Raw genomic sequence first — 19111 nt, forward strand, 5'->3', positions numbered from 1 at the left:
AACGGAGTTAAAGATACATTTTTCTATTTAAATTTCAATATCTAAATATATGAGGCCTATATATAATATTCAGCTAAGTCTATCAGACCGGCTCGTATGGCATATTTTGTAGCTTCGTGGATAGTATTGACTTCCAGTTTACGAAATATATTTTTACGATGGGTATTGACAGTATGGAAACTAAGATTTCGAGAAGCGGCTATCTCTTTAGTCGTTTTTCCAAGAGCTATTTCTTTAAGAATATCTGTTTCTGTTCGAGTTAGCTGAGGAGATGGGGCAGAAGCCTGAATCCTATGCTCAAGTAATTGATTGCTTGCATAATTACATAAGAACCGTACCCCTTTGAGAGTATAATGTATGGCTGTTAGGATTTCTTCCTTGGAATTTTCTTTTAAAACAATACTTATTGGAAGATGATTTTGAGCGATATAATATAAGAAACCATTGCTTAGTTCAATAGAAAAAAGTAACCATGCTGAATTTTTGAATCGTTCTCTTAGAATGAGTAGTTCCTCAATACGGTTAAAGTTGAAAAGAGTGTAATCGAGTATTATTAGGGAATCTTCATTTACATTTAATTGGGAAATGAGCTCACTTTTATTGGAGGCAAAAGAGTAAGACAAGTCTTTATAATTCTTTTTCAGTAAATATAGCAATCCGGCTTTTGTTATGTCCTGATTGTCTGCCAATATTATATTTTTTATTTCATGCATGGGCTCGTGTGTTTGGAACTTTAGCCTATACAAATATAGAATTTTTGCGTGAATATCTGACACAAGAGCTGGCTATATCTTGTCATGATTTTAATGGGGTATAAATATTTCTTGAGTAAGTTTGTATATTTGTTGTGTAAAAAATGTGTATATGAAAAAAGATGCCAAACATAAAGGATGTGGAATAAAGAATGCAGGTAAAAGAAGTCGAAAGGCCCCTTCGGGTAAACGTATCGGCAAGTCAAGACCGGAAAAAGCGAATAACCAGAGAAATCGTATTTTGAATTGAATCACAGTATGAAGAACAGGGTAAAATATCGAATATGATATTTCAAACTCAATATTTTACCTTGTTTATAACAAATTTTTTTATTATTGTTCCATCAAAAAGCGTTTGAACGGAATGAACGTAGAGGGTAACTCTACACTTTTCTTTTCCCCTTTCATAAATGTCTGGAGAGTTTGGGGTATTTTTACATTTTCATGAATTGTATTTTCTACAGTTTCTAAAAATTTAGCAGGGTGTGCTGTTTCTAAAAATACACCGTTTTCTTCAGGCTGTAACGAATCTTTTAGGGCCTGGTAACCACAAGCTCCATGGGGGTCGAGCAGATACCCTGACGTTTTGTACAGTGTGTTTATTGCTTCGCGTATCATGTCATCGGTATAGCTATATCCACTGATTTCTTTACAGATTGCTTCATGAGAATTTTTATAAAGTTCCAGAATACGTGCGAAATTGCTCGGATTACCAACATCCATAGCATTAGCTATAGTTGCAATTGAGGGACGTGGGGAGTATATTCCTGTATTGAGGTATTGAAGGAAAATGTCGTTACGATTGTTTGCTGCAATAAATCTCTTTACAGGAAGTCCCATTCTTTTAGCAAATAATCCAGCTGTAATATTTCCGAAATTTCCACTGGGTACACTAAATACTACATTTTGGGCTTTCTCTTTTTTAGCTAATTGGGCATATGCATAAAAGTAGTAGAATGCCTGAGGAAGAAATCTGGCGACATTGATGGAATTTGCCGAAGTTAATTTCATCGCATTATTTAGCTCTTCATCCATAAAGGCCGATTTTACGAGAGCTTGGCAGTCATCGAAAGTCCCGTCAATTTCTATGGCTGTAATATTTTTCCCAAGTGTAGTAAATTGTTTTTCCTGAATCTCACTGACTTTGCCTTTAGGATAGAGGACATATACATGTATGCCGGGAACGCCGAGAAATCCGTTGGCAACGGCACTGCCGGTATCTCCCGAAGTTGCCACAAGAACATTAACTTCTTTTTTCCCTTCTTTTTTAATAAAATGGCCTAATAGACGGGCCATAAAGCGTGCTCCTACATCTTTAAATGCTAATGTAGGACCGTGAAAGAGTTCAAGACTATAGATATTATCACATACAGGGATTACCGGAGTATCGAAGTTCAATGTATCGTATACGATTTCTTTTAGAACATCGGCTTCTACATCTTCTCCGAAAAAGGCTTCGGCAACAATGAATGAGATTTCTTGAAAACTCATTTCTCCGATATTGTGATAAAAAGCATCGGGTAATCTTTTTATCTGTTTGGGCATGAAAAGGCCTTTGTCTTTGGCCAGACCTTTGACAACAGCCTCTTCGAGCGTTACTTCTTGTGTTTGTTTATTGGTGCTATAATAAAACATTATAAGTAATTTATTTAAATAATTCTTTTATAAATTCGTCGTGGCTTAAGTGCCCATAGAAACCATTTTTTACACTAAATTCATCATACACTGAAACATTGTCAGGAGTTATTCCCGGCCTGTAAATCAAGAATGGGACAGGAGCCGCTGTATGTGTGCGCAGGCGACAGGGTGTCGGATGGTCGGGAAGTACTGCAATAGTTAAAGGTTCCCCTAAATCTCCGGCTTTTTCAATGATACGTTTAAGTACACGATGGTCAAGATACTCTATTGTCTTTACCTTCAAGTCTACGTCACCTTCATGCCCTGCTTCATCGCTTGCTTCGATATGCAAATATACAAAATCGTGTTTTTTCAATGCAGTCAATGCCGCATCGGCTTTCCCTTCATAATTAGTCGTATAGAGACCGGTTGCTCCTTCAACTTCGATAATTTCGAGTCCGGCATATACTCCTATTCCTTTTATTAAATCTACAGCAGATATTACGGCACCGCTTTGTATCCCATAGCGTTGTTGTAATGTCTCCATCTTAGGTTTATATCCCGGGGACCAAGGCCATATACTATTGGCCATATCTTTTCCTTGCTGGGCTCTTTTCAGGTTCACAGGGTGATTGGGTAGTATTTTCTGAGATAGGAGGATGAGTTCATTTAGTCGTTCGGCCGTTTTTTCAGCCTCTGGAACTTCAGCCTTAATCATCACAGATGCAAATGCGGTTCCCGGTACGTCGTGGGGAGGGGTACAATCTATTCTTTTATCTCCATTTTTTAATTTTAAAAGATGGCGATAAGAAACTCCGGAAAAGAAATTAACATCATTTCCTCCGAGTTCTTTTTGTAAAAAAAGGATGAGTTCGTCGGCTTCTTCATTCGAAATATGCCCGGCTGAATGATTTTTGATAATTCCGTTTTCTATGCAGATAAGATTACATCTCATAGCCATTTCTCCGGGTTCGATATTTACGCCCATGCTGGCGGCTTCGAGAGACCCTCGCCCTTCAAAAACCTGATTAAGGTCATAACCTAAAACAGACATATTGGCTATTTCACTTCCCGGATGAAATCCTTTAGGAACTGTGTCTAATTGCCCGCAACGGCCATTAGCAGCAAGCCAGTCCATTACCGGAGTTTTAGCGGCTTGTAAAGGCGTTCTGTTCCCTAATTCAGGAATCGGCTCATCAGCCATACCATCACCTAAAACGATCAAATATTTCATTTGTCACTTTTTTAGTTTGTAAAAGTTCATTTCAGCGTATATTGGCGATACTTATGATATCGGCAAATACACCAGCTGCTGTTACCATAGCTCCGGCTCCATATCCCTTGATTACCATAGGGTATTCCTTGTACCGTTCTGTTGTCAGTAGAATGACATTATTGCTGCCTTCTAACTGATAGAATGGATGTCGGTTGTCTACAGGTTGCAGACTGACTTCGGTTTTCCCGTTTTCGAGCTTGGCAACGAAGCGGAATCGTTTTCCTTCCTTAACCAGCTGCTTTCTTTTTTCTTCGAATTCGGCATCCAATTTCGGAATATTTTTCCAAAAATCGGCCAATGAACCTTGAAAATACTCATTGGGAATAAATAAATGTTTTTCTACATCTTTTTGCTCAACTCTATAGCCTGCTTCCCGAGCCAAAATTACTAATTTTCGTATTACATCTTGGCCGCTGAGGTCAACACGAGGGTCCGGTTCGCTGTATCCGGCTTCTTGAGCCATTTTTATGGCTTTACTTAATGGTATGTCTTCACTGATAACATTGAAGATATAGTTGAGCGTTCCGGAAACAACGGCTTCTATTTTTAATATTTTATCTCCACTATTTATCAGTCCGTTTATTGTATTAATAATAGGCAATCCGGCACCGACATTTGTTTCGAACAAATATTTTACATCTCTGCGTCGGGCTATTCGTTTAAGTTCAGCGTATTTTTCGTAATCTGAAGATGCTGCTATTTTGTTGGCGGCAACTACAGAAACGTTGTGATTGAGGAGTTCTTTGTAAATACCGGCAATTTCATTGCTGGCGGTACAATCGACGAATACCGAGTTGAATATATTCATTTCGATGATTCCGTCCCGTATAGCTGCCGGAGAAGCCGTGGCAGTTGAATTTTTTAATTCTGTTTCATAAGTGTCAAGGGAGATACCCTCTCGCCGAAATATACATTGTTTTGAATTTGCCATTCCGACGATATTTAATTTAAGGGATTTATCTTCCAACAAGCGAGGTTGCTGCTGTTTGATTTGCTGTAATAAATCTTTTCCGACTTGCCCTATTCCGGCAATGAATATATTCAATACTTGTACATTAGACAAGAAGAATGAGTCGTGAATGACATTGAGAGCTTTGCGGAGACTGCCAAGTTCTATGACAAATGAAATATTGGTTTCTGAAGCTCCTTGAGCGCAGGCTATAACATTGATGCCATTACGGCCTAAAGTATTGAAGAGTTTACCGGCGATTCCCGGAGTGTGTTTCATATTTTCCCCGACAATAGCAACCGTAGCCAAATCTTTTTCGGCAGTAATTTCACTGATTTCGCCCATTTCAATTTCTTTGGCAAACTCTGTATTCAGGACTTTTACTGCTAATTCAGCGTCAGCATTCCTGACAGCAAAAGAAGTGTTATTTTCAGAAGAAGCCTGAGAAACGAGGAAGACACTGACTCCTGATTTAGCCAACGCTTTAAATATCCGGTAATTGATACCTATGACACCGACCATGCCAAGACCTGTTACTGTAATAAGACAAGTGTCGTTTATGGAAGATATTCCTTTGATAGCTTTCCCTTCTCCCGATTTTATATCTTGAGTAATCAATGTACCTGGCGCTTCAGGGTTGAAGGTATTTTTTATAATAATCGGTATGTTCTTATGGTACACCGGATAAATTGTGGGAGGATAAATGACTTTTGCCCCGAAATTACATAACTCCATGGCTTCTATAAAAGAGAGATGTTCGATGACATAAGCTGTGTTTATTACTCTCGGGTCGGCAGTCATGAAGCCGTCTACATCTGTCCATATTTCAAGTCGGGAAGCACCGAGGGCAGAAGCTAATATTGCTGCGGTATAGTCTGAACCTCCTCGACCCAGATTTGTCGTGTCACCATTTCCACTGTCCGAAGATATGAATCCGGGGACTAAAGCTACTTTAGGTATGTTCGAAAAAGTTTCTTTAACCAGCTTATTAGTAATTTCGAAATCGACAGTATGTTTATTGAACTGTATGTTTGTTTTTATAAATTGCCGGGAATCATAGTGTATGGCTTTGTCAATTACCCGGCTGACAATAATGGAGGATATACGCTCACCATAGCTAACAATTGCATCTAAAGTCTTATTTGATAAATCTTTGATTAGGTATACTCCTCTGAATATATTTCCTAATTCATCAAGTAGAGAATCGACGATTTTTAAAACTTCTTCTTTCTTCTCATTATCAATTACTCCATCGATGATGTGGTGGTGTCTTTCACAGATATATTCAAAACGTTCTAAATAGTCATTATTCCCAACCCCTGCTAAACGGGCGGTATCGATTAGCTTATCTGTTATGCCGCCCAATGCAGATACAACTACAATTGCCGGTTCTTCACAAGCTTCTACTATTTTTTTTACATTCTTGATGCTTTCTACAGAACCGACGGACGTCCCTCCGAATTTTAATACTCTCATCAGATTATGTTATTTTGTAATTAAACTAAAAACAATGAAGGCTTTAAGCCATAAAAGTATCAAGAGTTTCCCAATTTATTCTCCTGAAACCGATTGATACGTACGAACAAAAATAGTTATTCTATTTGATAGAAAGAGGTTTATAATAAAATTTAAACCTAACGTGTAGAGATATAAAGCTGAACCCCCTAAGGGGTAGTGAGAGTTGATGTAGAAATATGAATATGGGAATAGTTAATTCTCATTGCTTTTGTCGTTAATTTTACGAATTCACACTGCAATATTATATAAAAAATCTCAATCTACCTACAAAAGTGACATTTTTGTGTTAATTTATAATTAGCTGTTTAATTTTTGTATGAATAAAAAAGTTGAACAAATCTTTTCCGTTTTTTTATTGATTTGGCTATTTAATAAATAGTAACTTTGTGGCGTTTTTTAATTAGAAGATAATGGATGCAGGAAAATGGCGGGGGCATATTGCATTATTGTCCGCGAATGTAATTTGGGGTATAAATACACCTATTTCCAAAACAATAATGCCGGGGTATTTGCCGGCAGGGGCATTGAACTATTTTCGGTTGGTAGGAGCATGCTTGGCTTTTTGGCTGGTTTCTCTTTTTTGCAAACGGGAGAAAGTCTCAAAACGGGACCTGTGGTTGTTGTTTTGGGCTGCTTTCTTTGGAGTGATGTTCAATCAGATTTTGTTTTTGAGGGGATTGGCAATGACCGCTCCGATAGATGCTGCTATTGTTGCTACAACGGCCCCGATAATTACAATGATTGTATCAGCAATGTACTTAAAGGAACCTATTACTTGGACGAAAGTAATCGGAGTTGTTGTAGGTATGTCGGGTGCTATTTTATTGATTTCTTCGAGTCATCATGGAGTGGCAGGTGAAAGTAATATGTGGGGCAATCTGTTATGCCTTATCAGTTGTTTTTCTTTTGCGATATATCTTACTGTATTCAAGGATCTTATATCGAGATATTCTCCTGTGACTATTATGAAATGGCTATTTCTTTATGGGACAATAGCTTGTTTTCCAGTCTTATATAAAGATGTTGTGAGTGTCGATTATGCATCTCTTGTGCCGGATGCATGGTGGCGTATCGGATATGTCATTTTATTTGCAACATTCTTGTCTTATTTATTGGTTCCGATAGGGCAAAAAAACTTACGTCCTACGACTTTGAGTATGTATAATTATGTACAGCCATTGGTTGCTTCTTTTGTTGCTGTTCTTATTGGGTTGGATACTTTTGGTCTGGTAAAAGGTATTGCGGGCGTTCTTGTCTTTTCTGGTGTATATATCGTAACTCAAAGTAAGTCTCGAGCTCAAGTACTGGCAGAAAAATCAGGAACAAAAAAATAACCTTAATTTTCTTTTTGTTAGCTTTATCGGTAAGCAATTCTGTTTTTTGTTTCATTTTAAGGGCTGTAATGTACAAATTATAGCTGTTATTTTGTACTTTTGCTATTGAAATAATAATATTAAAGAATGGATACAAGAACTTCCGTACTTATCATTTATACGGGTGGGACTATTGGCATGGTTGAGAATCCCGAAACGGGTATATTGGAGCCTTTCAACTTTGACCATTTATTGGATAATGTACCGGAATTGAAGCAGTTGGGTTTTTCCATATCTACAATACAATTTAATCCTCCAATAGATTCTTCGGAGATAGACCCGAGTTGTTGGTGTCGATTGGTTCGTATTATTGCTGATAATTATGACCTTTTTGATGGCTTTGTTGTTTTGCATGGTACGGATACAATGGCCTATACAGCTTCGGCATTAAGCTTTATGCTTGAAAATCTGGATAAGCCGGTTATTCTTACGGGATCTCAGCTTCCTATTGGTATGTTGAGGACTGACGGAAAAGAAAATTTAATAACGGCTATTGAAATTGCCGCAGCAAAAGAGAGTGGGGTACCGATAGTTCCTGAAGTATGTATTTTTTTTCAAAATCATTTGATGAGAGGAAACCGCACATCCAAGATAAGTGCTGAAAATTTTAATGCTTTCCGTTCTATAAATTATCCGGCGTTGGCTCGTGCAGGTGTACATATACAATATAATACGAGCCTTATCTATCGTCCTGTGTTGAGGAAGCCACTGAAGGCCCATTACTTAATGGATACTCATGTTGTCATTTTGAAATTATTTCCGGGTATTACTCCACAAACTGTACAGTGCATATTGAATATCCCAGACCTTAAAGGGGTTGTAATGGAGACTTATGGAACTGGAAATGCTCCTACTGTACCATGGTTTCTGGATATGTTGCGTGATGCAGTAGATAGGGGCATTGTAGTTGTCAATGTAACCCAGTGTTCAGGAGGAAGCGTACAAATGCAACGTTATGGGACTGGAAATAAATTGGCTGAAGCCGGAGTTGTCAGTGGAGGAGATTGTACTACAGAGTCTGCAATTACGAAATTGATGTTTTTATTTGGTCACGGCCTTACTCCTAAAGAAGTAAAGGAACATATGGAGTGTTCTTTGATTGGAGAACTTACTTTATCTGATGAACACTGATTCTATAAAGAAAGAATCATCCTACCCATATTGCAGGATGATTCTTTCTTTATAGAGTAGATATCTCTATTGTTTTATAAATTCGTATCTGCAAGGAACTTCTTCTAAGAAAAGATTTATTTTATAAATACCATTTTCTTCAATGTTGACAACTGAATTTTTTTCTAAAAATCCGTCATTATTATTGTCTCCATAATTGAAATTTGAGTTTCTGTTTATACGAAATGAAATATTCCCTTGGGTTAGTGAAATGGTAGTTTCCCAGCTTTGTGTAGCCGGATTATAAATAAACGCTGTTTCTTCTTCGGCAGACGGGCCATATACAGTTATTTCTGTTATTTGTGTTGCCGTATAAGTCAGTGTATTTAAATCTACATTCATTAGATAATATCCTTGAGGAGATATAGAAATGTCTCCTCCTTTGAGAGCCAATGTTCCTGGGCCCCCGCCACTTCCGTACTCGTTTCCTTGTCCCCATGCGGGTTGAGATGTCAGTTTAAATGTAATAGGCGCATTCGGATTGTTTGCATCTATCAAATTTAGGAAACCTTCATATTTATTGTTCATCCGGTACGAAACAAGAGTCGGTGCATTGGCGATATCCCATCCTTGATAGGAACCTGGAACATAGAGTTTGGGATAGATGATAACTGTTGGATAAGTGCTTACTTGCAAATCAGTCGACGATGAGTAGACTACGTCATTGTTGGTCAATCTGGCTTGCAGGCGAATGTATGTCTCGAACGGTATTCCCGGCTGGGCTCCTAAAATTGTCGCTGCGGTATTGAGCTTATCGACAGTGACGGAAACATAATTTTGTGTTGATTCTGCCAGATTTATAGGGTCAGGAAATGATGGGTCATTATCTGCTTGTAGTACATATAAAGGTGCAGCAGAAAATCCGTAATCGCCTTTACTCCAGGAAAAGGTTTCTGCTATAAAATCGGCACTGGCCTCATTGAGGACGAGTATGGGATTTTCAAGCGGAGTAATAACCGGAGCGCTTTTTAGCTCGTATACTGGAGATTTGTCATCATTACAGCTTATAGTTCCCAAAGATAAAATGATGAGCAGGGAGAAATATTTTATAATCTTATTCATATCTTAAAAATTGATATTAATAACCATAATTTTGTTGAGTGCCAGGATTGGCCGCAATTTCTTTTGCTGGAATAGGATATAAATTATATTTTATATCGACAGATTTCCCACCGAGAACTCCGCCTTTCCACGGCCATAAATAGGTACCTGAAGTAAATTCTCCAAAACGTATGAGGTCAGTGCGGCGATGTCCTTCCCAGTATAATTCTCTCATTCTTTCGTCTCTGATTTCGTTCAAGTCTATGTCTGCGATAGAAGAATAAGGCGTTACATGGGCCCTTTCCCGTATGTAATTCATGTATGCAAATCCCAAATTTTGGTCAGCATACCCTCGGTAAGCACATTCTGCATACATCAGATAAGTGTCAGCTAACCGGAAAATGGGGAAGTCAGTATCAGGATAAGGGTATGCCCGTTTTCCGGCATTTTCCCAATCTGTAGAGAGTAAGTTGGTAAATTTGGTGACTGCATAACCATCTTGGAAATTACTAAGGTCGGTGTTTTCGATATTTGCTCCTTCACTAAAGAATGCATAACGGTCGTCAGAGGTAGAGATAGTTTGTACTAAAGTGGAGGTGGAGCGAGGGCCTCCCCATCCGTCGTTTACACCATAATCTTCTTTTACCATTTCACCACCGTAGGCTCCGATTGTAAGATACATTGTCCCCCCATAAGTTCTGGTACGGTCGCGGTCGTAAGGTATTACCATCAGAATTTCACCTTGGGCTCCTCCTCGAGCAAACTGGTCGTTATCTGCACAAAATAAAAACTTGTATGTTGGAGCTAAACCATGTGTGGCTCCGGCTCCATATTGCTCTATTATTTGTTGGCAAGTGTTGGCACATTCGGTATACATCTTCGTTCCAGTATATATTTCGGCATTTAGATATAATTTGGCTCGTAGCATCCATAAGGCTCCGCGACCGGCGCGACCGTATTCGGGCTGTAGAGGAATATCCCCTTCGATAGCATCCAGTTCGTTTAGAAGAAATTTAAATATCTCAGCTCTTGGCCGCTGCTTAGGCGCTTCCATAATCTTGTCATTCTCCGTGACGAAGGCTACATTTCCGAATAAGTCTATGGCGTGCCAGTAAGATAGAGCCCTTAAGAACCGTACTTCTGAACGATATTTGGAGATATTTTGTGCCAATTCATCAGAGACATTATTTTCTGCAAGAGCTTCTGGTGTGGTGGTTCTTAGAAAATCGTTGCATTGGGCGATTTGGAAAAATATGCGACTGTACATGACATAGATAAATCCGTTGGATGAAGACCATTTTATGGTACTTAATTCGGGGACTCCGGCATCATTCCATCCTAAGAGAGCTTCATCGGTCGGTAATTCTTGCAGATTCCAATATGCACGAAGGTATTGAGCCATTCCTTCGTCAAACCCTTCGATATCGGGTTTCCCAGCAGGACCTTCTTGACCTGATACAGCCAATCCTGCATAAACTTTAGCCAGTTGTTCTATATAATATTCAGGGTGATTCTTGAAATCAGATCCTTGGATAATGTTTTCGTCAATGGGTTTTAGATCCAAATCTCCCAAACAGGACGTTAAGGAGAATGTCCCGGCCAATAGACTTAAAGCGAACCATTTATATAAGGTTGTTTTCATATTTCTCAGTTTTTAGATTATTAATAAGTAATGATAACACCCAGCAAGTAAGTAGTGGGTCGGGGATAAACGTTGTTATCGATACCGGAAAATACTTCCGGGTCGAGACCTTTATATTTTGTTATAACAAAAGGATTCTGTACAGCCCCGTATAATCGTAGCTTTAGTTTATCTTGTAACAAATTATTCCATGTGTATCCTAATGTAATATTGTCACAACGTAGGAACCCGGCATTTTTTAGATAATAGTCACTCATATATTGAGGATTCTGGAATTTGGTACCCCGTCTTACCAAGTTATTTAGATATCCGGCACTGTTATATATTGCTGAATAACTGGAATTGTTTGACAGAACATTGTCATATACATAGTTTCCTAAATTGGCACGGAGAGCAATACCAAAGTCGAAATTGAAAAAATCTACTTTGGATGTTATACTCATTACGACTTTAGGATCACGACTTTTATACAGCCGTTTGTCTGCTTCATCGATGATTCCATCTCCATTTCTATCTACGTACAAGCCTTCTATTGGTTTACCTTCTTGATCATAAACTTGTTCATATAATAGATAACTGAATGCAGGATACCCGACTTTGTGGGCTTGTACGGTATTACCTGTACCTCCGCTTATACCGCCTACGGGTATATAGTAATCAGGGTCATTGCTTTTGTTTAGTTTGGTAATTTTGTTGGAATTCCATGCGATATTGAACCCTATATCCCATTGAACACGGTCATTCACAATCGGTTTGGCATTAATACCGAACTCTATACCCTCATTACGTAGACTGCCGATATTGGTATAGATTTCGTTTGTAAGGTTTGAGCCGGCCGGAACGGGAATCCGGCTTATCAAATCATTCGTTTTGCGGTAATAATAATCGAGAGAACCGCTGATTCTGTTATTTAAAAATCCGAAATCGATACCTATATTATATGTCGTAGTTTCTTCCCATTTAATATTGGGATCATATCCATTCGGTCGTAAAGTATTGTAATATACGTCTCCGAAGGGATATGAAGCTGTAGGAAAGCCTAAGGAATAAAGGGGTAAATATGGAAAATAATTGTCACTTATATCTTGTTGACCGGTAATACCGTAACCTAAACGCAGTTTAAGTTCATTCATAAAGTTCGTTGCTTTTTGCATGAATGGTTCGTTTATGATTTTCCAGCCGAGAGCAAGGGCAGGGAAGGTACCCCATCTATTATCTTTTGAGAAGCGGGATGTTGCATCTCCACGAAGAGTGAATGTCAGTAAATAAGTGTCCTGAAACGTATAATTTATACGTCCGAAGAAGGAAAGTAATTGTAAATGGTCAGCATATCCTTTATAATACCAGAGTTCTCCGTCTGGCATAAGAAGAGTATTTGTTGCACCGTCTTTATAAAATCGTTGCCATGAATATCCAGCCATTACATCCAAATCACTTCGTATTTCTTCGAAATGATTTTTGTAATTTAGGTAAAAGTCGAGTAGTTGGTTCCGCTTCAATTGCGATAATTTCTCATCTTGTCCTAACCCCAGTTTCTTATTTTCTTTATAGGTAATCGGGGAGTTTGGAAACATTTTATTATGTTGTGTACTCTTCGATACATCATACCCTAAGTTGAGATTAGCCCTTAATTCTGGTAAGAATGGCATGATATAATCGATTTGTAAATTGCCAATGCTCCTCCATACATCAGCTTTCATTGAACGGTCATCGATGAGAGATGCAGGATTGAGAGGAGCAATTCCGATAACGGCATTGGTTCCCGGCTGTAACCACATAAAATATCCGTTCCCGATTTCTTGCCCGGGAACTTTTACCGGTTGAGTGGGGTCGAAACTGACAGCACCTCCAATAGCAGCTTCGTCAGCAAATTGATTTCGAATGTATAGACCTTTTACATTGGCATTGATACTCAGAGTATTATTGAAAAATTTGGGAGTCAAAGAGATAGATGCAGTAGTACGGTCCATAGATGAGGTTTTTAATATACCGTTCTGATTGGTATATGTTGCAGATACCCGGTACGGAATCATTTTTAATTGTCCGCCGACACTTAGATTATAGTCTGAACTTACACGTGTTCCGATAACTTCGTCTTGCCATTTTGTATTACTATCTCCTAATAAACCATATGCTTGGCTATTCATTCCTAATTTTTCGGCTATAATTCCTCTAAATTCTGAAGCGTCTAATACTCCTACTTTTCGATGGGGAGTACTTACAGATACATTTGCATTGAAATTGATTTGTGGCTTACCGCTCATTCCCTTTTTTGTCGTAATAATAATAACTCCGTTTGAGGCTCTCGAACCGTATATAGCAGTAGCTGAAGCATCTTTTAGTATAGTAAAAGATTCTATATTGTCGGGGGGAATCATGCTTAAAGGATTAGACATTCCGGTGACTCCGGAATTGTCAACGGGTACACCGTCGATGACAATAAGAGGGTCATTGGTTGCATTTAGAGATGAACCTCCGCGTATACGGATGTCTCCTCCTCCTTCCGGTTTCCCCCCATTAATGGTAACTACTACACCGGGAGTCTGACCGACCAGCAGGTCTTGGGCTGAAGTTGCCATTCCTTTGTTTATATCATCCGGTTTTACGGTTGTGACTGCACCAGTAGCATCACTTTTTTTAACGGTACCGTATCCGATGGCGACAACTTCACCTAAAGAGATGACATTTTCCTTTAATATTACATCGATTTGAGTTCGATTATTAATAGGTATTTCCTGACTGTTATATCCTACAAATGAAAATGTGAGAATACCATCAGAAGGAGTTTCGATACGATAATGGCCATCAATATCTGTTATCGTTCCGTGTGTTTTTCCTTTAACTATGACATTTGCTCCAGTAATCGGTTCGCCATACGTATCTTTGACTGTACCTTGTACTGTAATTTCTTGGGCAGATATATCCAATACGAAGAACAGACTGGCCAGAAGAGTCAGTACTGTTTTCCAGCCCGTTTTTAAATGAACGTGTTCCATGTAAGAAGTGTTTAAATGTTTATAATCTATTTATTAACAAAAAACGTAACATAAGGGAACCCTGTTCCTAAAAAACAGGAGCGGAGAATGATGCGTTTTTTCCGGTAGCCTTACGTTTCTTACATAAACACGCTTTTATCTCAATTTGTTTTTAATAAGATGATTTTTAATATTGAAAGTAAAATATATTAAAAGAGGGAAAGATGGAAGCACTAACATTTGTGAGTCATGATGTCTAAAACTAATTTGTCGGTTTCTTCCATACCTTGCGAGCCTATTTGAGTGAGGTTATGAATACTCTTATCTACATCTTCATCTATAATTCCTTCTACCGAGCTTACGCATTTATTCTCGATAGCTAATAGAGCTGAGAGTATAGCCGTAGAAACTCCACTTGTCAGTTTTAAAGCACAGCTCGGCTTAGCGCCGTCACAAATCATACCTGTAAGATTGGCTATCATGTTTTTGACAGCGTAAGTAATTTTAGAATAATCGCCTCCCATTAAATAAGTTATACCGCAACTTGAGCCGGTTGCTGCAACGACACAGCCACATAGGGCGGATAGATATCCCAAGCTTTGTTTTATGTAGATTACAGTAAGGTGACTCAGAGTCAAAGCTCTAATCAGTTGTTCTTCAGGTAATTTGTTGTCTTCTGCATAAATGACAACTGGTAGTGTCGCCGCAATGCCCTGATTGCCACTCCCTGAATTACTCATTACAGGTATCATGGCCCCTGCCATGCGAGCATCACATGCTGCTGAGGTAAAAGAAAGTATGTGGGAGAAAATACTTTTTCCCATGACTTCATTTTCGAATTTCCCCGTTAAAATTTTTCCCAGTCCATGTCCGAAATTTCCTTTAAAAGATTGTTCGGCTGCAGTTTTGTTTAGTTGGGCCGATTCGAGGATAAAACGGATTTCTTCAATGGGGGCTGTTGTTGCAAATTCGTAAACCTTTTTTAGATTCAGGGAGACTATTTCATCTTCTGTCGGGAGATGATTACTATATTGCTTGTCAAGCAATATTTTATTGTCTTTCTGCAAATAAACAAAGTTTGTATGAGTACCAGAAATGATAGCGGACGAACTGTTTTCACCGGATTTGCAGAAAGCTTCTATATATAATTTTTCGGAAATATTTTCTTTTAAGTATATTTGTATGCTTTTAGAATCGATTATTTTTTGACCTTGTTTTACATCTGACGGGGTACAGTCTTTCAGAACTTCCAATTGATATTCAGATTTTCCGATAAGAGCACCTAATGCTATTGCTATAGGCAATCCTATCATTCCTGTTCCGGGTATTCCTACACCCATTGCATTTTTTAGAATATTAGCACTTAAAAAAACGGTTATTTGCTCCGGTCGTTTTTCAAGTATCTCGGTGGCCTTTGCAACACATAATGCTACAGCCATGGGCTCCGTACAGCCTATTGCCGGTATAACTTCACGACGGATGAGCTTTATTATTTTTTCTCTTTCAGATTTATCCATTTGGGGTAAAAGCAATTTATGTTTTGTAAAGATAATAAAAAACCTCATCCGGCTTAGTTGGATGAGGTTAAATTTGTTAGATATTTTTTTATTTTTGATTTGGAATATAATTTGCTAATAGTTGAGCATCATTGTCATAGAAAATCTTTTGTTCTCCGGCCGGTTCATATTTAAAAGGGATAAATTGGAATACTTGAGCTGCTGCAAATTTTTTGTCATCGGAGATAAATAAATCAAGCTTAACCCCTGCTTTATTTCCGTCTGCAGGTTTTAATTTAGGAATACTATCAAATTGTTTTCCGTCCAATATGTTTTGAAGGCGGTTTATTTCATTTGAATCAAAAAATAAGTTATAGTTAGTAACACGGCTTCCCGATTCTTTGTGTACAATATATTTTTTACCCATGAGCACTTTTACTAAACCTGCAATCAAGATGATGGCTCCGAAAAACATTAAAGCCATGCGTATGGATGATTGTGATTCAGTGAAAAAAGTTTCGGAATAAACGGTAACTATACCGATAATAAGTAATATAATACCACTGATTGAGATGCCTTTTTTATATACAATTTCTGAGTTCATAATATTTGAGTTTTTAGTAATTTGGTTATAAATGCCTTTATATAGACATATTTATTTTTAAATAAAGAACGGGTACCATAAAGTCTATGTGTCTCCGACGAATTTAAAATCGGACACAATTACCCTTATTTCAGATTTTATATACATCTCTATAAAATCGAAATATCAGATGAATATAAACAAATTACTAAATTCTCATTTGGCATAGAGTATATTGATAGTGCCCTTTACTATGCCTTTGTGAAAGAAGTTGAGATAAATAATTACGTACATTTTTGTATGTTACAAACAAATTTAAGTTTGCACATAGTAAATCCTGTTTATATTGAAATGAAAAGTTATTTTTAGAAACTGAGCGAACTAAAAAATTAATTGGGTTCTCTTGTGTTGTAACAATGTAGGGTGTCTGAACCGATAAAATGTTCAGAATAGCCCTGTTTTTTCCATTATCAGAATGATGGCACTCAGTATGGTTGGGATTATGTATTGAAAGTTGAGACGAAGCAGTATATGCCATTATGGCTGCACTTATTGGGAGAAGAGCCAGTACAGAAATGATTATATATTTCGTTGCTTGTTTCATTTGATGATACTTATCCGATACAAAGATATTTCTTTTTTATGAAAATGCAAGATGATTTTAATGTCCCAATATAGAAGTTAAGTACAGAATAAGATTTACATAATCCCGATCATTTGGCTACGGCAGTCCATTTTAAACGGATATTCTTTTAGTGGATGGTATCCGTTATTTAGGTTGTGATCCGATTTTATTGGTACTAATATCGGGAGAACGATGTCAGATATAAATAACGACGAAGCAAAAGTTGTCCTTTTGAAAGGAGAGAAGTAATAATTAAACTTTTTGCATGTCGACTAATTTTTTATAGTATTTATTGAGAGCCATAAGTTCTGAATGAGTGCCGCTTTCGACAATTTCACCTTCGTGCATAACGTAAATTTTGTGAGCATCTTTTATCGTAGATAAGCGGTGTGCTATGACAATTGTGGTACGGTTTCTCATTAAATTTTCCAAAGCTTCTTGGACCAGACGTTCCGATTCGGTGTCTAATGCCGATGTGGCTTCATCCAATATCAGTATTGGAGGATTTTTTAAAATGGCACGGGCAATACTTATCCGTTGCCGCTGTCCACCGGAAAGGCGGCAACCTCGGTCCCCGATATTCGTGTTATACCCATCCTCTGTAGCAATGATGAAATCGTGGGCATTTGCAATTTTGGCAGCTTCAATAACTTGTTCCATTGTGGCGTTTTCTACTCCGAATGTAATATTGTTGTAGAATGAGTCATTAAATAAAATTGCTTCTTGATTTACGTTTCCCATCATGGAACGTAAATCGTGTACTTTCATGTCTTTAATGTTTACATCGTCGATGTATATGCCACCTACTTCAACATCATAGAAACGAGGGAGAAGGTCTGCCATAGTAGACTTTCCTGATCCTGATTGGCCGACTAATGCAACAGTTTGTCCTTTGGGTATAGTAATGGAGACGTTTTTCAATACCCAGTCAGTCTGATATTTGAAAGATATGTTTCTGTATTCTATCTGACGGTTCATTTCTTGTTTCACTACAGGTTTTTCCGGATCTTGTATAGGGTTTTGGGCAGATAAGATTATATCTACTCGTTGCATGGATGCCAATCCTTTTTGTACAGCGTAGGCAGCTTTAGAAAATTCTTTTGCAGGGTTGATGATACTGTAAAAAATAACCAAATAGTATATAAACGACGCCGCTGTAATAGAGCTGTGGCCACTAAGTATCAATGACCCTCCGAACCATAATACGATAGCAATGGTAAGAGTCCCTAAAAATTCACTCATAGGGTGGGCCAAAGCCTGACGGCGGCTGATACGGTTGGTAAGTTTAAAGAATCGTTGGTTGGCTTTAAAGAAACGTCCTTTGATTTTGGGTTCGGCATTGAATGCTTTAATAATGCGCAATCCTCCGAGAGTCTCTTCTATTTGAGACATTAAGGTACCCCATTGTTGTTGAGCTTCAAATGAGCTTCGTTTTAGAGTTTTCCCTACTTTCCCCATGATATATCCGCTGAATGGCAATAAAATAAGTACGAATAGAGTCAATTGCCAGCTTAACAGAAACATCGTGGTTAGGTAAACAATAATCATAATGGGATTTTTGAACATCATATCAAGTGAGGACATGATAGAGTTCTCTATCTCGGCGACATCGCCTGTCATACGAGCCATGACGTCGCCTTTACGTTCAGTAGTGAAAAAACCGATAGGGAGGCTCACAACTTTTTTGAAAACGTAGTTACGAATGTCTCGTACTACCCCCGACCGGATAGGAATCATAAAATAGGAACTTAAGTAACTTGTTCCTGTTTTCAGGAAAGTCATGAAAACCAGACCGGCTCCCAGAATCATCAATGCAGACCCGCCTCCGTACTGATTGATTTGTTGGGATATATAATAGTAGAAGTTGTTTACAAAGACATCTTTGAATGATGCACTGCCAAACTCCATATACGTATATGTCGATTCTTTTATTTTAAATAAGATTTCGAGAATAGGTATGAGCAATGCAAAAGAAAATAAGCTTAATATGGTAGATAAAATATTGAAAAATATATTTAGGAAAAGATACTTTTTATAAGGTGGCACAAAGCGCATCAGAATCTTTATAAAATCTTTCATCATATAGCTTTCTTG

At 38.0% G+C, this 19111-nt stretch carries 13 protein-coding genes; 3 read left to right on the top strand and 10 right to left on the bottom strand.

Going from position 1 to position 19111, the window contains the following annotated elements; translation table 11 throughout:
* Positions 1-56: 56 nt before the first annotated feature.
* A complete protein-coding gene (locus Cop2CBH44_RS13305; protein WP_200755978.1) occupies positions 57-704 on the bottom strand; it encodes a response regulator transcription factor in 648 nt (215 codons plus the stop codon).
* Between the two features lie 160 nt (positions 705-864).
* On the opposite strand from Cop2CBH44_RS13305, the gene Cop2CBH44_RS13310 reads away from it, so the two are divergent.
* Positions 865-1002, top strand: a complete 138-nt coding sequence (locus Cop2CBH44_RS13310) for a hypothetical protein (RefSeq protein ID WP_021929579.1) — start codon at positions 865-867, stop codon at positions 1000-1002.
* An 83-nt stretch (positions 1003-1085) separates the two neighbouring features.
* Here Cop2CBH44_RS13310 and thrC read toward each other — a convergent pair whose 3' ends face one another.
* Genes thrC through thrA form a run of 3 tightly spaced genes read right to left on the bottom strand, consistent with a single transcriptional unit; the run spans position 1086 to position 6070 of the window.
* Positions 1086-2387, bottom strand: coding sequence for a threonine synthase (gene thrC / locus Cop2CBH44_RS13315; protein WP_021929578.1), 1302 nt, complete (start codon positions 2385-2387; stop codon positions 1086-1088).
* 10 nt (positions 2388-2397) lie between these two features.
* Complete coding sequence (locus tag Cop2CBH44_RS13320) at positions 2398-3603, bottom strand: cofactor-independent phosphoglycerate mutase (RefSeq protein WP_021929577.1); 1206 nt, start codon at positions 3601-3603, stop codon at positions 2398-2400.
* Positions 3604-3634: 31 nt separating this feature from the next.
* The gene (thrA, locus tag Cop2CBH44_RS13325) at positions 3635-6070 is read right to left on the bottom strand and encodes a bifunctional aspartate kinase/homoserine dehydrogenase I (RefSeq protein ID WP_021929576.1); all 2436 of its coding nucleotides are present in this window, start codon (positions 6068-6070) and stop codon (positions 3635-3637) included.
* 452 nt (positions 6071-6522) lie between these two features.
* Here thrA and Cop2CBH44_RS13330 point away from each other — a divergent pair, with 452 nt between their 5' ends.
* Both Cop2CBH44_RS13330 and Cop2CBH44_RS13335 read left to right on the top strand, forming a co-directional pair.
* Positions 6523-7446 carry a DMT family transporter gene (locus tag Cop2CBH44_RS13330; protein WP_021929575.1) on the top strand — a complete coding sequence of 308 codons (924 nt, stop codon included), beginning with the start codon at positions 6523-6525 and terminating at the stop codon, positions 7444-7446.
* Positions 7447-7572: 126 nt separating this feature from the next.
* Complete coding sequence (locus tag Cop2CBH44_RS13335; RefSeq protein WP_021929574.1) at positions 7573-8616, top strand: asparaginase; 1044 nt, start codon at positions 7573-7575, stop codon at positions 8614-8616.
* Positions 8617-8682: 66 nt separating this feature from the next.
* Here the strand turns inward: Cop2CBH44_RS13335 and Cop2CBH44_RS13340 are convergent, their stop codons facing one another.
* The 6 genes from Cop2CBH44_RS13340 to Cop2CBH44_RS13365 form a co-directional block, all read right to left on the bottom strand.
* Positions 8683-9717 (bottom strand): SusE domain-containing protein, encoded by a 1035-nt coding sequence (locus Cop2CBH44_RS13340; RefSeq protein WP_021929573.1) that lies wholly within the window; start codon positions 9715-9717, stop codon positions 8683-8685.
* A 16-nt stretch (positions 9718-9733) separates the two neighbouring features.
* On the bottom strand, positions 9734-11338 hold the full coding sequence (locus Cop2CBH44_RS13345; protein ID WP_021929572.1) for a RagB/SusD family nutrient uptake outer membrane protein: 1605 nt from the start codon (positions 11336-11338) through the stop codon (positions 9734-9736).
* 20 nt (positions 11339-11358) lie between these two features.
* Complete coding sequence (locus tag Cop2CBH44_RS13350) at positions 11359-14334, bottom strand: SusC/RagA family TonB-linked outer membrane protein (protein WP_200754989.1); 2976 nt, start codon at positions 14332-14334, stop codon at positions 11359-11361.
* A gap of 212 nt (positions 14335-14546) precedes the next feature.
* Positions 14547-15830 (bottom strand): L-cysteine desulfidase family protein, encoded by a 1284-nt coding sequence (locus Cop2CBH44_RS13355; RefSeq protein WP_021929570.1) that lies wholly within the window; start codon positions 15828-15830, stop codon positions 14547-14549.
* Positions 15831-15918: 88 nt separating this feature from the next.
* The gene (locus tag Cop2CBH44_RS13360) at positions 15919-16413 is read right to left on the bottom strand and encodes a hypothetical protein (protein ID WP_021929569.1); all 495 of its coding nucleotides are present in this window, start codon (positions 16411-16413) and stop codon (positions 15919-15921) included.
* Positions 16414-17269: 856 nt separating this feature from the next.
* Positions 17270-19096, bottom strand: a complete 1827-nt coding sequence (locus tag Cop2CBH44_RS13365) for an ABC transporter ATP-binding protein (RefSeq protein WP_021929567.1) — start codon at positions 19094-19096, stop codon at positions 17270-17272.
* Positions 19097-19111 lie beyond the last annotated feature (15 nt).

This window comes from Coprobacter secundus subsp. similis, from assembly GCF_015097275.1.
GTDB classification, from domain to species: domain Bacteria; phylum Bacteroidota; class Bacteroidia; order Bacteroidales; family Coprobacteraceae; genus Coprobacter; species Coprobacter secundus.

Bases quoted from the DNA above. Each gene is read 5' to 3' on its own strand.
- Cop2CBH44_RS13340 (WP_021929573.1), bottom strand. From the start codon at position 9,717: ATGAATAAGATTATAAAATATTTCTCCCTGCTCATCATTTTATCTTTG.
- Cop2CBH44_RS13330 (WP_021929575.1), top strand. From the start codon at position 6,523: ATGGATGCAGGAAAATGGCGGGGGCATATTGCATTATTGTCCGCGAAT.
- Cop2CBH44_RS13365 (WP_021929567.1), bottom strand. From the start codon at position 19,096: ATGAAAGATTTTATAAAGATTCTGATGCGCTTTGTGCCACCTTATAAA.
- Cop2CBH44_RS13320 (WP_021929577.1), bottom strand. From the start codon at position 3,603: ATGAAATATTTGATCGTTTTAGGTGATGGTATGGCTGATGAGCCGATT.
- Cop2CBH44_RS13355 (WP_021929570.1), bottom strand. From the start codon at position 15,830: ATGGATAAATCTGAAAGAGAAAAAATAATAAAGCTCATCCGTCGTGAA.
- thrA (WP_021929576.1), bottom strand. From the start codon at position 6,070: ATGAGAGTATTAAAATTCGGAGGGACGTCCGTCGGTTCTGTAGAAAGC.
- Cop2CBH44_RS13360 (WP_021929569.1), bottom strand. From the start codon at position 16,413: ATGAACTCAGAAATTGTATATAAAAAAGGCATCTCAATCAGTGGTATT.
- thrC (WP_021929578.1), bottom strand. From the start codon at position 2,387: ATGTTTTATTATAGCACCAATAAACAAACACAAGAAGTAACGCTCGAA.
- Cop2CBH44_RS13345 (WP_021929572.1), bottom strand. From the start codon at position 11,338: ATGAAAACAACCTTATATAAATGGTTCGCTTTAAGTCTATTGGCCGGG.
- Cop2CBH44_RS13335 (WP_021929574.1), top strand. From the start codon at position 7,573: ATGGATACAAGAACTTCCGTACTTATCATTTATACGGGTGGGACTATT.
- Cop2CBH44_RS13310 (WP_021929579.1), top strand. From the start codon at position 865: ATGAAAAAAGATGCCAAACATAAAGGATGTGGAATAAAGAATGCAGGT.
- Cop2CBH44_RS13350 (WP_200754989.1), bottom strand. From the start codon at position 14,334: ATGGAACACGTTCATTTAAAAACGGGCTGGAAAACAGTACTGACTCTT.